A 15,495-nucleotide genomic window follows, 5' to 3' on the forward strand; every position below is an offset into this window, starting at 1 on the left:
GACGACATGCGCGCGATCCGCGCAACGCTCGCGGATTATGCCGAGATGATGCGCATTCTCGACGAGATCGAACGGGATCGCGGCGCCAGTGCGAATCTCGTCGCCTTGCACGAGCAGGCTTACGCCACCATCCGCGAACAGACGCGGTTACCGGCGCGGCTGGTGACGCTCGGCCTGCGGGATCACGCCGGCCGAACCAGTGGAACCGTCGTCGCCGACCTGCCGCTGGATGGGCGGCTCTATGCCATCAAGACCCCCACACATCTGAGCCTCTCCACCATCGAGGGGCGCAGGCTCATTCCCTATTCTGTTGCCGGCTACGTACCGGGTTGGTCGGATCACGCCGAAGCACGGCTGGTGCTGCGGGATGACGAGTCTCTCATCCTCGTCGGCATCGCTGCTGCCATCACACCGAAGGAGACCGTCATGGCCACCGAAGGAATTTTATCGCGCATCGGGCGTATCATCGCAGGCGCCGCCCACGGCACCGTCGATGCCCTTGAAGGCGCCAACGCCATCGTCACCGTCGAGCAGTCGATCAGGGAGATCGACGCGGTCGCGGAGGATGCGCGGGCGGGCGCCGGCAAGGCACGCGCCGAAGAGCACCGCCTCAAGGCGAAGATCGCCGAGATCAACGACGAGATCGAGGATCTCGCAGGGAAGATCGAAGTCGGCCTGGCCAGCGGGCGCGAGGATCTGGTCACACCCGTCATCGGCCTGCAGATCGACCTGGAGGCACAGCGCTCGGCGCTGGAGACGGCGCTGGCCGAGGCTGCCGGCAAGATCGAGGAGGCGGGCAAGGCCCTCCAGGCTGTCAACTCCGCCCGGCAGGATGCCGTTGCCCGGCTCGCCGCCCTGAAGAAGAGCAAAGGCGCGGAGGATGCGAGCCAGGGCGTGAGTGCCTCGGTCCGCAATGACAACCGGCTGGCCCAATCGCTGAACGCGATCGAGCGCGTCACCGGTGTCTCCGGGCGGCCGGAGACAGGTGCCTCCGAGGTCGAGGAACTGGCCCGCCTGCAACGCGAGAGGGCAATCCAGGAGCGGCTGGCCCGCTATAAAGGGCACAGCGGTTCATGAGCGCACTGACTGCGCCGGGCCTCTATCCCTTCACGATCGCTGCGCTGATCCTCGTCGGCATCGTCGCCATCGAGATCCTCGCGATGGTCGTGGGGATGTCGATCTCGTCGCTGGTGAATGACGGGCTCTCCCATCACGGCGTCCATAGCGAGCACGGCCCGCTCGATGCCTGGATGTCTTGGCTCAACCGGGGCGGCGTGCCGCTGCTCGTGCTGATCATGATCTGGCTGGCCTCGTTCGCCATCGCCGGATTCGCCATTCAGGGCGTGGCCCAGGCGCTTCTTTCGCCGCTGCCGACACTGTTTGCGAGCCTGCTCGCCGTGATGGCGGCGCTGCCGATGACACGTGCGCTGTCGCGTTGGACGGCGCGGATTATCCCGGGCGATGAATCCAACGCCATCAGCCAGTCCGACCTGATCGGGCTGACCGGCACGGTGACGCTCGGCCCACTCGACCAGGGCAAGCCGGGACGGGTCCGCGTGAGGGACCTGCACGGCAACATCCACGTCCTGCGGGCAAAGGCCGCCGCAGGCCACCTCATCCCGCAAGGGGCGAGCGTTCTGGTGGTCGATGGTTCCAATGGGTTGTTCGAGGCCATTCCTGCGCCGGATGAGCTCGGCGCGCAGACCTGAAGCTRGGTAAGGGGAAATACGTTCATGGACTATGTTTCCGTCCTCACGATTGCCGGAACGGCGATTGTGCTCATCATCGGCATCGGCGTGGTCATGGCGGCGCTCTATACGCGCTCGACCCGGGACAAGGCCTATGTCCGTACCGGCCTAGGTGGCAAGCGGGTCGTCCTCGACGGCGGATCCGTGATCCTGCCGATCTTCCATTCCTATTCCTGGGTGCAGCTCAGCACGTTGCGCCTTGAAGTTCACCGCAGCGAAGGCGAGTCGCTGATCACGGCCGATCGCATGCGCGCCGACATTACCGCCGAGTTCTACGTGCGGGTGAAACCGGATGCGGACAATATCTCCCTGGCGGCGCAGACGCTGGGCGACCGCACCAACAATGCCGACCTGCTGAAGACCCTCGTGGAAGCCAAGTTCGTCGACGGGCTGCGCTCGGTTGCCGCGACCATGAGCCTGAAGGACCTGCAGGAAAAGCGCTCTGACTTCGTGAAGGCGGTGCAGGATGCCGTCGCGGCCGACCTGCAATCCAACGGCCTCGAGCTTGAATCCGTCTCGCTCACGCGGCTCGACCAGACCGACATCAAGCATTTCAACCCCAACAACACTTTCGACGCCGAGGGTTTGACCGCGCTGACCCGCGTCACCGAGGAGCGGCGCCGCGAACGCAACGAGATCGTGCGCGAGAACGAGGTGGCCATCGCGACGAAGGACCGTGAGGCAACGCTGCAGCGCCTGACGATCGAGCGCGAGCAACGCGACGCCGAACTCAACCAGCAGCGCGACATCGTCAACAAGACGGCAGAGACGCGCGCGGAACAGGCCCGTGCGGAGCAGGCCGCACGCCTGGCCGAGGAGACGGCCCGGCTCGAGACCGAACGTGGCGTCGCCAAGAACGAGGCAGAGGCGCGCCAGGCCAAGGAGACCGCCCGCATCACGGCCGAGCGCGGCATCGCCGAAAGCGCGGCCGAAGCGACGCGCATCACCGAGACAGCCAGGATCGACGCCGCCATCGCCGTTGCACAGAAGAGCGAAGCCGAGTCACAGGCCAAGGCCAAGGCGGAGGAAGCCAAGGCGGCAGCCGTCACCGCCGAGGAGCAGGTCGCGACCGCGCGCGCCGTCGAGGTCGCCGAACGCGCCAAGAAGATCGCCGTCATCGACGCTCGCAAGGATGCCGAGCAGGCCGCAACCGGTATCACGGTCAAGGCCGAGGCCGAACGCGAGGCCGCCGAGAATCTCGCTGCGGCCATGCTGACCAAGGCACAGGCCGAGGCCGAGGCCGCCAAGGTTCGTGCGGGCGGCATCATCGAACTCGGCGAGGCGGAGGCGAAGCGCGAGCGTGCGCTCAACGAAGCCCGCAATTCGCTCTCGCCGCAGATGGTCGATTTCGAGCTGACGAAGCAGCGCATCGCCGTCATTCCCGAAGCTCTCGCGCAGGTGATGAAGCCGATCGAGAAGATCTCCGACATCAAGATCTTCAGTGCGGGCGGCCTGCTCGGCGCCATGGGCGCTGGCGGCGCAGGATCGGCCGGACATGGCGGCCCGATCGCGGACCTCAGCAGCCAGCTCCTCAGCTATGGCGCGCAAAAGCCGATCGTCGATGCGATACTGGCCCAGGCCGGCTTCGCAGGCGATGATCCGGTGCATGCCTTACTCAACGGAACGCAACGCCCGACCGCGCTTCCCGCAGCCGAAGGCGGGGCGGCGTAAGCGACCTTTGCGCCGCGCAGCCCTTGCGAGCGCCGCTCGGTCGAGGGGCACAAGGCGGCGGCTCAAGCGTCCGGCTTTGACCGCCCCTCCCTCAGAGGCCGGGAGCCTGATCGACAAGCGTCAACCGGGGGATTTTGGTCCCCCGGCCGATGATCGCGCCGGGCGCGATGACCGCGTTCGCGCCGACCCGCACGTGGTCCCCGACGAGCGCCCCGAACTTCTCGACGCCGGGCTCGACGACCCCTCCGCCAAAGACGAAGCGAATAGCCTTCGTCTCCCATTCGTTACGGTGGTTCGCGATGATCGCACCCGCTTCGAGATTGACGTCCGCACCCAGGATCGAGTCGCCGACGAAGTTGAAATGCGCGAGCGTGGCCCCCTGGAACAGGAAGCTCGACTTGAGCTCGCATCCGGGCCCGATGATGCAGCCCTCGTCCAGGAACACGCCGCCACGCAGATAGGCGCCGGCGGCCAGGAAGCAGCCCGGCCCGATGATCGCGGGCCCCTTCAGGACAGCCCCGCTCTCGATCGTCGCGGTCCGGTGCACCGCGATATCGCCTTCACGCCTGTAATCGTCATTAAGAGCGCTGAGCGCCGCTCCGACCAGTTCCGCGGCCCTCTGGGTGATCTGCCAGGCGTGTTGAGCGTCCTGCCGGAATGGCGAAACCGGCCAAAGCGCGACGAATTTCTCGATCCGCAGATCGGCAGACATGGCGTCTCCTCACTCTCTCGATCCCTTCGCTGGCCGAGGTCAGCATCGCAACGCCAATTGCCGTTGATGTGCAGCCGCGAGCCATGCAACACTTTGTATTCAGACCGGACCGAGGACGCTTGGTGTATTTCTCCGCGCATAGTACCGGGCGACAACAGGGTTAGACGATCCCGCTTCGTCTAACGGCAGGACACCTGATTTTGGCTCAGGGAATTGTGGTTCGAATCCATGAGCGGGAACCACCCCAAATACATCGTCAGCCGGCATTCCCGGTTTCCGGATTTGACCGCGTTCCGAACAATCGTGAACGAAACCCCACCCCCTTGCCCGCTGGCCAGGACATGCTGACGCTCGACCATCTCACCGTGATTGCGCCGACGCTGGTCGAAGGCGTCGCCCATGTTCGATCCTGCCTCGATCTCGATGTCCCTTTCGGGCAGCGCCATGGCTATATGGGCACCTATAATCACCTGCTGCAGCTCGGCGGGACCGTCTATCTGGAAATCGTCGCGCTCGACCCCGATGCGCAAGGGCCTGGCCGCGCACGCTGGTTCGGCCTCGACGATCGCATCGCCGTCAAAGCCGATTGGGATGCGGGGCGCCGCCTGCGCGGCTGGGTCGCGCGAACCGACACCATCGACCTTGTCCTTCAAGGCCGCGAAGACATCTTTGGGCGAAAGGTCTCGCTGCCATGGTCCGCCCCCTCCTTTGACTTCGCGATCCCGGATGACGGCGCCCTGCCCCTTGGCGGAGCAGCCCCTTCCCTCATCGACAGGCGGGGCAAGCCGCGCGCGATGGCTGCGATTGCGGATCTGGGTGCACGGCTGCGCTCATTCACGCTCGCACACCGTGACGCGGCCACCCTCTCGACGCTCTATGAGACGCTCGGGATCGACCGTCCGCCTGTCATCATACCAGGCGATGATCTGCGCTATCGTGCGCTGATCGAAACGCCAGCCGGCGTGAAGGAGCTGTCCTGAGCGAGCGAAAAGCCCGATCCCATCGGACTGGTGCTGTCCCCAGCCGGGAGAACTGCCGAGGCCCGTTCGCCCCGATCAGCAGCTCTTGAATCGCATCAACCCGCATGAAAATCTGAACCAATCGCAGAGCGGTTCAATGCAAGATGCCTGGCCATTGCGCCCCATGAACAAGGTACGCCGTATGCCCAAACGCCCACCGTTCGAGCGTATCGCGCTGCTTCTGCAAGGAGGAGGAGCGCTCGGGTCGTATCAGGCCGGAGTTTACCAGGCCCTGGCCGAAGCCGAGCTGCACCCTGATTGGGTGGCGGGCATCTCGATCGGCGCGATCAATTCCGCCCTGATCGCCGGTAATCCGCCGGGGAAGCGCGTGGATGCGCTGCGCGCCTTCTGGGAGGCGATCACTGCACCTCTGCCGGGTTTCCCCGCCTTGCTCTCGTCCATGCTGGGAGCGATGCCCTGGAATGGCGATCTCGCTCACGGCTGGCTCAACCAGACGCGCGCCTTCGCCACGCTGATGGGCGGCGCGCCGGACTTCTTCAGCCCGCGCCCGATCCCGCCCTTCCTGTCCTCGGATAGCGGTGCTGCTGCAGAGAGCTTCTACGATGTCAGCCCGCTCAAGGCGACGCTGGAGCGGCTCGTCGATTTCGATCGCATCAATGCCGGTCCGATGCGCTTCAGCGTAGGAGCCGTGAATGTGAGAACGGGCAATTTCGCCTATTTCGACACGGCGACCCATGTCATCGCGGCCGAGCATGTCATGGCCAGCGGGGCCTTGCCGCCGGGCTTCCCGGCGGTGGAGATCGATGGCGAGAGCTACTGGGATGGCGGACTTGTTTCCAACACTCCGCTGCAATGGGTCCTGGACAGCCGGCCTCGCCAGGACACGCTCGCATTTCAGGTCGACCTGTGGAGCGCGAAGGGCGAGTTTCCCAAGGATCTGGCCAGCCAGGATTCGCGCTTGAAGGATATCCGCTTCTCAAGCCGCACACGTGCAGCGACCGACCAGTTCCGGAAGAACCAGAGCCTGCGACGCGCGCTGCGGCATCTGATCGAATACGTTCCGAAAACGGCATTGGCCAACGCCGATCCTGACGTTCTCGCGTTGATCGCCGAGGCCGACGACAAGATCCACAACATCGTCCACCTGATCTACCGCTCCAAGAGCTATGAGGGCTCCTCCAAGGACTACGAGTTTTCGCGCGCGACCATGGAAGAGCATTGGGCATCGGGCTACGAAGACGCGTGCTTCACCCTGAGCTATCCCGAAGTGCTTCGGCCCGCGGAGACGCCCGATGGCGTCGCCACCTTCGATCTGGCTGAACTGGCGATGCGAAAGCGCAGTTAGTGGCTTGCGAGCATGTCGCAGCAGGCTTCAGGCAACGAGCAACGAGGACACAGCGTCATGAAGATCGCCGATGTGCGCGCCAATGCTTTCGCGATGCCACTGAACAATCCCGCCTACCCGAAGCCGCCCTACAAATTCTACAATCGCGAATTCGTCGTCATCAACTACCGGACGGATATCGAGCGGCTGCGCGCGTTCGTGCCCGAGCCGCTGGAGGTCATCGGCGATACCGTGGCCTATGAGTTCATCCGCATGCCGGATTCGACCGGCTTCGGCGACTATACCGAGACGGGTCAGGTCATCCCGGTGCGCTTCACCACCGCGTCGGGCGAGGTCCAGGAAGGCGGCTATGTCCACGCCATGTATCTCGACGACAATTCACCCATTGCCGGCGGGCGCGAGATCTGGGGCTTCCCGAAGAAACTCGCGACGCCGAAGCTGACGCATCAACAGGAGACGCTCGTCGGCACCCTGCATTACGGCTCGGTCCTCTGCGCGACCGCCACCATGGGCTACAAGCATCGCGAACTCGATCTGGCGCCGCTTGCCAAGGCCATGGCCAAGCCCGCCTTCATGATCAAGATCATCCCTCATGTCGACGGTTCGCCGCGCATCTGCGAGCTGGTGCGCTACTACATGGAGGACGTGACGTTGAAAGGGGCCTGGTCCGGCCCGGCCGCGCTGCAGCTCTTCGAGCATGCGATGTGTGACGTGGCGCGGTTGCCCGTCCACGAAGTGGTCTCGGCGAGCCACTACATTGCCGACCTGACGCTGGGCCTCGGCGAGGTCGTGTTTGACTACCTCGCGACCGACGCAGCCAAGGCCTGAACGGCGATCCGTTCGGCGCGGCGAGCGCGCGGCGGMGGATGGGAACAGCGTTTCAGTGTCGGAAACATCCTGGCTCCCTTGTCGAAGAGCTGCGGGACCGTCACCCCACGCGGAATAATCGACACTGCCGTGGTGGCCCGGCGCGCTGTTTCAGTCCGCCCGTGGGTGGTGGATCAGAGCGATGACGAGCAAGCAGTCGTTGTTGCAGACGGCGGCCGCTCCAAGATAGCGAAACGGATCGGTTCCGACGCAACGCCGCCTCATTGAGACAAGTGCAGTGAAGATGCCGAAACGTCAGCATTCACGGTAAGTGTTGCTGATTTGTATCTGCGCTCAGCTTCCGTATTCCCGCGGATAGTTCTCGTCAACAATGGCTATTCACCATTCGTTTTTTGGTCCTTTGCTCGGTGACGACGGGGCCAGCGGACGAATCGCGTTGGACGGTGCCTTTGGGGGGCGCAGCATGAATTTCTGGGCATCGACTGCGCGCCAGGCGCCTGCAGTAAGCGCGAACTCGGGCATGTCTACGGGCCGCGAACACCACCATTCCGGCATACGGCGGGCCTGGTTGGCCAGCGTATCGGCGCTCGCCATGCTCGGAGCCCTGGCGGCAACGCCGGCATTGGCGATCGATGTCGCGAACCAGAGCGACTGGAACGCGGCCGTGGCGGCCGTGGCCGCGGCGGGCGCCGGCTCCACGACCACGATCAACATCACCAATGGCTTTACGCTGACGAGTTCGCTCGCCCAGCTGCAGGCGAGCAACGCCAATGTCACGGTGAACATCACCGGCAACAACCAGGCGATCGATGGTGCGGCGGCCTTTCAAGGCATTCAGGTCAATGGCGCCAATGCGCCGACCGTCAACATCTCCAATCTCGCGATCACCAACACCGCCGCGCGCGGCGGCAAAGGCGAGAACGGGTATAACGGCTATTACAGCGGCGGGCTCGCGTATGGCTCGGGCGGCGGCGGGGGCGGCGGCCTCGGTGCGGGCGGAGGCCTTCTGGTCGGCAGCGGCGCCATCGTCACGATCGCCGAAGTCAGCTTCAGCGGCAATGCGGCGACCGGCGGTGCGGGCGGCAATGGCGGCGTGGCACAGAACGCGGCGGCAGATCCAGTCAATGGCGGCAATGGCGGCGCCGGTGGCGCAGCCAATAATGGCGGCGCCACCGGCGGCGGCGGCGCGGGCGGCCTCGGCGGCACCGGCGGCCATGCCAGCATGCAAGGGACCGCGGGCACTGCGGGGGCATCATTCGGCGATGGCGGCGGCGGCGGCGGCGGCTCCGGCACAACCAGCAGCACGGCCTATACGCCGAACAACAATGGCGGTGCAGGCAATGCGAATGGCGGCAATGGCGCACAGGGCGGCGATGGCGTTACCAACAACAACGGCTCGCAAGGCMCAGGCTCGGATGGCGGCTCCGGCGGCGCGGGCGGCGCGGCACGCGGGGGCGCGATCTATGTCGCCACCGGCGGCTCGCTGACCATCCTCGATTCCTCGATTTCGGGCGTCTCGRTCACCGGGGGGGCTGGTGGCACTCAGGGCGTCGGACAGGGCCCGAGCAGTTTCAGCGGGTCGCCCGGCGCAGCCGGCAGCGTCAGCGGCGCTGCGATCTACCTCAGCGGCGTGACGGCGAATATCGGCGTCTCGAGCGGGACGGTGACCTATGGCAGCTCTATCGGCGGCACTGGCCTGATTAGCGGCGGCGTTTCCACGGCGCTCAACAAGACCGGCGCGGGCACCCTCGTATTGTCCGCCGCGAACGACTTCACCGGCAATATCGCCATCAGCGGCGGCACGCTCTCGATCGGAGCCAGCAACAATCTTGGCAACGCCGCCAACGACCTGGTGCTCTCGAACGGCGGCACGCTGGCGGTCACGGCCACCACCACGCTGGCGGCGGCGCGGACGTTCAGCATCACCGGTTCCGGCGGCATCGACGTGGCCAGCGGCGCGACGACGACGCTGCAGGGCGTCATCTCGAACGGCTCCTCCGCCGGGAGCCTGGTCAAGGCCGGCGGCGGCACGCTCACACTTTCGGGCGCCAATACCTATACCGGAACGACCTTCATCAATGCTGGCACCCTGACCATCACCGGCGGCCAGGCGATCAGTGACGCCGGGCGTGTCGAGATCGCCAGCGGCGCGACCCTCGATGTTGCACAGAGCGAGACGATCGGCTTCCTGTCGGGTGTTACCGGCGCGCAGGTCATCATCGCCAGCGGCCAGACCCTGACGACCGAGGACAACACCGGAGCGGTCTTTGCCGGGGCGATCTCCGGCGCGGGCAGCCTCAAGCAGAACTTCGCGGGTACGACGACGATTTCGGGCACCAGCACTTATACGGGCCCGACATCCGTGACTGTCGGAACGCTGGTGGTGAACGGCTCCATCGCCTCATCTTCCAGCTTGACCGTCAATGCGGGCGCTACGCTCGGCGGCTCTGGCCAAGTGCCCGGCACCACAGTTTACGGCACGCTCGCGCCTGGCAATTCGCCCGGCACGATCACGGTCAACGGCAACCTGACGCTCGGCGTCGGCTCGACCTACATTGCCGAAGTGCAGGGCGCGGTCTCCGACCGGGTCAACGTCACCGGCTCGGCAACGCTTGCCGGCACGCTGCGGATCGTGCCGCTGGGTGGCCCCTACACCTTCAACAGTGCCTATATCCTGCTTTCGGCGGCCGGCGGCCGCAGCGGCACATTCGGCACGACCGATGTCACCGCGTCCTTCGGCGACGGCGTTTCCAGCGCGGTAAGCTACACCGCAAATGACGTGCTCCTGACACTGACGCCCAAGGCGATGACGACGCTCGGCGTCACGGCTCCACTGAACGCCTATTCCGTGGCCGCCGGCCTCGACCGGGCGGTGGCGGGCGGGGCCGATCCGTCTGCTTTGTTCGGCATCTACAACCTGCCGGCCGCAGCGATTCCCGGGGCGATGAACCAGCTTTCGGGCGAGGCCCATACGGCCGCACCGGCCATGGCGGTCTCGGCCGCCGACCAGTTCCTGCGTGCGATGCTCGATCCCTTCGCGGCGGGCCGTGGCACCGCCGGACCCGCTCCCGGCGAAGCCTCCTTCTCCGGCCTCGTCCGCAAGGGTGCCGATCTGCCGGCCCCGGCAGCGCGGCTCGGCAGCCCGGCCTATACGGTCTGGGGCGCGGCCTTCGGCTCGGTCGGTCGCACCGACGGCAGCGCGCGCATCGGCTCGGCCAAGCGCGATCTCGACGATGCCCATCTCGCCGTGGGCGCCGATTTTCGGATCATGCCCGGCACGGTCGCGGGCTTTGCGGTCTCCGGCGGCAGCGCCCGCTCCTCACTCGCCGGCGGTCTCGGCAAGGCCGAGGCCGATGTCTTCCAGGCCGGCCTCTACGGCACGACCCGGCTCGGGCCGGTCAATCTTGCTGCCGCACTCGGCTACGGCCGGCTCGAGAACGAGATCAAGCGCAGCATCCCGGTGCTTGGTAGCGCATTGTCTTCCTCCTATGCCACCACCGCCTGGAGCGGCCGGCTGCAGGCGAGCGCCGCGGTGCTGTCATGGAACGGCCTGACGCTCTCGCCGCTGGCGGCGCTGCAGGCGATCCAGGCGCGCAGCCCGGCCCTGAYCGAGGCGAACTGGGCCGGGGCCAATGCCGGCGCGCTGGCGCTCGCCCGGCGCAACGACATCACCTCGCGCAGCGAGCTTGGCCTGCAGCTCGAYTATGCCARYRGSCTGAAYGGGYTGCCWGTCGCCGGCTATCTCCGGGCGAGCTGGGCGCATTACTACCAGCGTGACGCCGGTCTCTCCGCCTCGATYGCCGGCCTGACCGGCTCAGGCTTCGCGGTCGAGGGCGCCAGGCCCGCCCGCAACAGCGCGCTGCTGGCCGCCGGGCTTGACCTCAGGCTCAGCCCCTCCGTCACGCTCGGCGCCCGCCTCGACGGCGAGCTCTCCGGCTCCACCAACCGCCTCGGCGGCCAGGCCCAGATCAGGGTGAGCTTCTGAAAGCAACCCACTGCAGCAATGAGCTGTTCCCGCCAAGGCACCTTACCGAAGCGAACGCCCAGACCAGCGCCCGGGGGAGCTTTGAAACTCCCCCTGATCCAGCCGCACGCGGCTCGCAGGGTGGCAGCTCCTTCAGCCCTTCAGTTTCGTCCAGCGCGCGTTTGCCTTCGATGAGGCGACCGCGGCCTCGATGAAGGCCATGCCCCGAAGCCCGTCCTCCAGCGTCGGGAACGTGCAGTCGCCAGGGATGGGTTGTCCGGCCTGGCGCGCCCGGATGGCGGCGGCGGCCTCCCGGTAGATCGTGGCGAAGGCTTCGAGATAGCCTTCGGGGTGCCCGGCGGGGACACGGGTGACACGTTGCGCTGCCGCATTGGCGCCGCCGGAGCCGCGCGTGACGATGCGCTGCACCTCGCCGAAGGGCGACCATTTCAGCTGATCGGGCTGTTCCTGCGCCCATTCGAGCCCGCCCTTGTCGCCATAGATGCGCAGGCGCAGGCCGTTCTCATTGCCCGGCGCGACCTGGCTCGCCCAGAGGCTGCCGYGCGCGCCATTCTCGTAGCGCAGCATGACCTGGACATTATCGTCGAGACGCCTGCCGGCCACGAAGCTGGTGAGTTCGGCCGAGATCTCCGTCACCGCGAGCCCCGAGACGAAGCCCGCCAGATGAAAGGCATGCGTGCCGATATCGCCGATCGACCCACCGGCACCGGAGCGTGCCGGGTCGGTGCGCCATTCCGCCTGTTTCTGGCCGGTCTGTTCGAGCGCCTCCGTCAACCACTCCTGGGGGTACTCGACCTGGACGACCCGGATGCGGCCGATCTCGCCGGCTGCGACCATCGCCCGGGCATGGCGGACCATGGCATAGCCGGAATAGTTATAGGTCACCGCGAAGACCACGCCCGCACGGTCCGTCGCCGCCTTCAGGCCTTGCGCCTGCTTCAGGCTCGTCGCCAGCGGCTTGTCGCAGATCACATGGATGCCGCGCTTCAGGAAGGCGAGCGCGGCGGGAGCATGCATGTGGTTCGGCGTGACGATGGCCACGGCTTCGATGCCGTCGCGACGTCGCGCTTCGGCCCGCGCCATCGCTTCGAAATCGGCATAGACCCGCGCCGGGTCGAGACCGAGCGCAAGGCCCGAGCGCAGGGCCTTTTCGGGCGTGGCCGAAAGCGCCCCGGCGAGAAGCTCGTATTCGCCGTCGAGACGCGCTGCCATGCGGTGCACTGCGCCGATGAACGCGCCCTCGCCGCCTCCCACCATGCCGAGCCGAATGCGCGCGTTCATCGGGTGAGCCCCAGGAGTTTGCCGTTGGTCGCGCTGTCGGCGCCGCTCGCAGCGAAATCGTCGAAGGGCCGTTCGGCCCTGCGGATCATATGGCTGCGGATGAACGCAGCACCTTCGGCTGCTCCCTGTTCCGGGTGCTTCAGGGCGCATTCCCACTCGACGACCGCCCAGCCCCGATAATCGTACTGGGCCAGCCTCGAGAAGATACCGGCGAAGTCGACATGCCCGTCGCCCGGCGAACGGAAACGGCCGGGCCGCTCGACCCAGCCCTGATAGCCGCCATAGACGCCGGAACGGCCGGTCGGGTTGAGCTCGGCATCCTTGACGTGGAAGGCCCGGATGCGCGCGTGGTAGATGTCGATGAAGGCGAGATAGTCGAGCGCCTGCAGCAGGAAATGCGAGGGATCGTAGAGGATGGTGGCGCGTCGATGCTCACCAACCGATTCAAGAAAACGCTCGAAGCTGATGCCATCATGGAGATCTTCGCCGGGATGGATCTCGTAGGCGAGATCGACGCCGGCCTCGTCGAAGGCGTCGAGGATCGGAGTCCAGCGTCGGCCCAGTTCCGAAAATGCTTCCTCGATGAGGCCCTGCGGCCGCTGCGGCCATGGATAGACATAGGGCCAGGCCAAGGCACCGGAGAAGGTGGCATGCGTGGCGAGGCCGAGATTTCGCGAGGCCTGGGCGGCAAGTTTCAGCTGGTCCACGGCCCAGGTCTGCCGCTCGGCAGGCTTGCCGCGCAGAGCTGCCGGCGCAAAGCCGTCGAAGAGCAGGTCATAGGCCGGATGCACGGCGACCAGCTGGCCCTGGAGATGGGTCGATAGCTCGGTAACCTGGAGGCCATGGCGATCGAGCCTGGCGACGATGTCCTCGCAATAGGATTTCGACTGCGCCGCCTGCGCCAGATCGAACAGCGCCGGATCGTTGGTCGGGATCTGGACGCCGACATAGCCATGCCCGGCCGCCCAGCCGGCAAGACCATCGAGACTGTCGAAGGGCGCCGTCGGGCCGACGAACTGCGCGAGGAACAGGGCTGGACCTTTCATCGTCTCATTCCTTCGTTCTCAGGTTGGGGTTCGGGCAGAGTGGCACAGGAGCGGTGGAGCCGCGCACGACGAGGCGTGTCTCCATCACCAGATTGGCGGCGGCCGGCTCCTCGCCGAGGAGACCGATCATGCGCGCCATCGCCTGTCGCCCGATATCGAAACGCGGCTGGTGGATCGTGGTCAGCGGCGGCATGAAGGCGTCGGCGAGCACGATATCGTCGAAGCCGACGACCGAGACCTCCGTGGGGACCGAAAGCCCGCAAGCGCGCAATTCGCTGATCGCACCGAATGCCATCTGGTCGCTGGCCGCAAACAGCGCCGTGAAACCGGTCCCGGTCTCATTGAGACGGCGCACGGCCCGGCGGCCGGCGTCCAGGCTGAAATCACCCTCGACGATCAGCGCCTCATCGGCCGCGATGCCCGCTGCGGCGAGGCCGCTCCGATACCCGGCCAGCCGGTCGACCGCGAGCCGCTCCGGCAGCGGCCCGGTGATATGGGCGATGCGGCGGTGGCCGAGCCCGAGCAGGTGCTCGACGGCTTGCCGGGCCGCAGCGATGTTGTCGATCGAGACGGTCGGCAGCGCGAGCTCGGGAAAGGTCTCGAGCGCGATCACGATCGGCGGCAGCCGCGACAGCTCCGTCTTCAGGGCGTCCGGGAAGCGACCGACCATCAGGATGAGCCCGTCTGCGTGGCGCGCGCGCACCATGTCGACATAGTGGGTGATGCGCTCGTCGTCATCGCGCGCATCCCCCATCAGCACCTTGTACCCGGCCCGCATGGCCGCCTCTTCGACGCCTTTGTAGATCTCGAGATAGAACGGGTTCGAGATGTCGCGCACCAGCAGGATGACCGTGCGGGTCGCGCGGCTCCGGAGATTGCGCGCCTGGGAGTTCGGCACGAAACCTGTCGCCGCCACGGCCTCGAGCACGCGCCGACGGGTCTCCGGCTGGACCTTGTCGGGGCGCTGCAATGCCCGCGAGACCGTCGCCGTCGAGACGCCGGCGAGTTCTGCGACCGTGGCGATCGTGGGCACGCTCATGATCAGACCCGCAGCCTGGCCTGACGGCCGTAAAGCAGCATCAGCACCAGGAGCGTCAGGCCGAAGATCATCTGACGGCCATAGGTTTCAAGCTGCAAGGTCGTCAGCACGCTCTGCAGCAGCACGAGCGCCAGCGCCCCGAGCACCGTGCCGAGATAGCCCCCGGCGCCGCCTGCGAGCGATGTGCCGCCGATGACCACCGCGATGATCGAGGACAGGACGTACTGATCGCCGACGCTGATGAAGGAGCTGCCGGTGTAACCGATGACGCAGACACCCGCGAGGCCGGCGAACAGGCCTGAGAAGCCGTAGAGCAGGCAGCGGATGCGCGCGACGGGCAGCCCGACGAGCATGGCGGCGCGCTCATTGGCGCCGATTGCGTAGACGCCGAGCCCGAAGGCCGTGCAGCGCAGAACGAAGCCGAGCGCCAGTGCGATGACGGCCCAGACCAGGAGGATGCCGGGCAGCCCGAACAGCAACGGGCGATTGACGAAGGCCATCAGGGCTGGCGCGGCATTGCCGGAGGGTACGCCCTGCGAATAGACGACGAGGCCGCCCTGGATGATCGCGGTCATGCCGAGCGTCATGACCAGCGGCGGAATCCGGACCAGGGTGACGCCAAGCCCGTTGACCAGCCCGATGCCGAAGGTCACGCCGCAGGCGGCCAGCACCGCCGGCAGGATGGCGGCGTCCTGCCCGRCCATGACATTGCCGGCAATGACCGCGCCGAGCGAGACCATCGGCCCGACCGACAGATCGATGCCTTCGCGCCCGCCGAGAATGACGAGGTTCTGACCGGCAGCGACGATGCCGAGGATCGCGGCCACTGTCGTCAGGCGGACGATCTGGTCGCCTTGGGC

At 66.5% G+C, this 15,495-nt stretch carries 12 protein-coding genes and 1 tRNA gene; 8 read left to right on the top strand and 5 right to left on the bottom strand.

Annotated elements, in window-relative coordinates; genetic code table 11:
* The 3 genes from AC1DRP_RS25495 to AC1DRP_RS25505 form a co-directional block, all read left to right on the top strand.
* Window positions 1-1,077, top strand: a 1,077-nt coding sequence (locus AC1DRP_RS25495; RefSeq protein ID WP_476769891.1) for a PspA/IM30 family protein, incomplete at its 5' end; no start/stop codon positions are given.
* Complete coding sequence (locus tag AC1DRP_RS25500; RefSeq protein WP_476769892.1) at window positions 1,074-1,709, top strand: OB-fold-containig protein; 636 nt, start codon at window positions 1,074-1,076, stop codon at window positions 1,707-1,709. The genes AC1DRP_RS25495 and AC1DRP_RS25500, both read left to right, overlap by 4 nt.
* Before the next feature lie 24 nt (window positions 1,710-1,733).
* The gene (locus tag AC1DRP_RS25505) at window positions 1,734-3,419 is read left to right on the top strand and encodes a flotillin family protein (RefSeq protein ID WP_441508208.1); all 1,686 of its coding nucleotides are present in this window, start codon (window positions 1,734-1,736) and stop codon (window positions 3,417-3,419) included.
* A 91-nt stretch (window positions 3,420-3,510) separates the two neighbouring features.
* Here the strand turns inward: AC1DRP_RS25505 and AC1DRP_RS25510 are convergent, their stop codons facing one another.
* A complete protein-coding gene (locus tag AC1DRP_RS25510) occupies window positions 3,511-4,131 on the bottom strand; it encodes an LbetaH domain-containing protein (RefSeq protein ID WP_476769893.1) in 621 nt (206 codons plus the stop codon).
* Window positions 4,132-4,299: 168 nt separating this feature from the next.
* Between AC1DRP_RS25510 and AC1DRP_RS25515 the strand changes: the two genes are divergently transcribed.
* The 5 genes from AC1DRP_RS25515 (at window position 4,300) to AC1DRP_RS25535 (ending at window position 11,269) form a co-directional block, all read left to right on the top strand.
* A tRNA-Gln gene (locus tag AC1DRP_RS25515) sits at window positions 4,300-4,373 on the top strand.
* An 81-nt stretch (window positions 4,374-4,454) separates the two neighbouring features.
* Window positions 4,455-5,111: a VOC family protein gene (locus tag AC1DRP_RS25520; protein ID WP_476769894.1), complete on the top strand. Its 657-nt coding sequence runs from the start codon at window positions 4,455-4,457 to the stop codon at window positions 5,109-5,111.
* Window positions 5,112-5,292: 181 nt separating this feature from the next.
* A complete protein-coding gene (locus tag AC1DRP_RS25525; RefSeq protein WP_476769895.1) occupies window positions 5,293-6,456 on the top strand; it encodes a patatin-like phospholipase family protein in 1,164 nt (387 codons plus the stop codon).
* Window positions 6,457-6,513: 57 nt separating this feature from the next.
* Window positions 6,514-7,284 carry an acetoacetate decarboxylase gene (locus AC1DRP_RS25530; protein ID WP_476769896.1) on the top strand — a complete coding sequence of 257 codons (771 nt, stop codon included), beginning with the start codon at window positions 6,514-6,516 and terminating at the stop codon, window positions 7,282-7,284.
* A 520-nt stretch (window positions 7,285-7,804) separates the two neighbouring features.
* Window positions 7,805-11,269, top strand: coding sequence for an autotransporter domain-containing protein (locus AC1DRP_RS25535; RefSeq protein ID WP_476769897.1), 3,465 nt, complete (start codon window positions 7,805-7,807; stop codon window positions 11,267-11,269).
* A gap of 132 nt (window positions 11,270-11,401) precedes the next feature.
* Here the strand turns inward: AC1DRP_RS25535 and AC1DRP_RS25540 are convergent, their stop codons facing one another.
* From AC1DRP_RS25540 to AC1DRP_RS25555, 4 genes are all read right to left on the bottom strand, one after another.
* Window positions 11,402-12,550: a Gfo/Idh/MocA family protein gene (locus tag AC1DRP_RS25540; RefSeq protein ID WP_476769898.1), complete on the bottom strand. Its 1,149-nt coding sequence runs from the start codon at window positions 12,548-12,550 to the stop codon at window positions 11,402-11,404.
* Complete coding sequence (locus AC1DRP_RS25545) at window positions 12,547-13,596, bottom strand: sugar phosphate isomerase/epimerase family protein (RefSeq protein ID WP_476769899.1); 1,050 nt, start codon at window positions 13,594-13,596, stop codon at window positions 12,547-12,549. Before AC1DRP_RS25545 ends, AC1DRP_RS25540 begins: the two co-directional genes overlap by 4 nt.
* 4 nt (window positions 13,597-13,600) lie before the next feature.
* Window positions 13,601-14,635 (bottom strand): LacI family DNA-binding transcriptional regulator, encoded by a 1,035-nt coding sequence (locus AC1DRP_RS25550; protein ID WP_476769900.1) that lies wholly within the window; start codon window positions 14,633-14,635, stop codon window positions 13,601-13,603.
* A gap of 2 nt (window positions 14,636-14,637) precedes the next feature.
* Window positions 14,638-15,495 (bottom strand): ABC transporter permease (locus AC1DRP_RS25555; protein WP_476769901.1); only part of this gene is annotated, 858 nt, incomplete at its 5' end.

This window comes from Allobosea sp. 01N443, assembly GCF_056399325.1.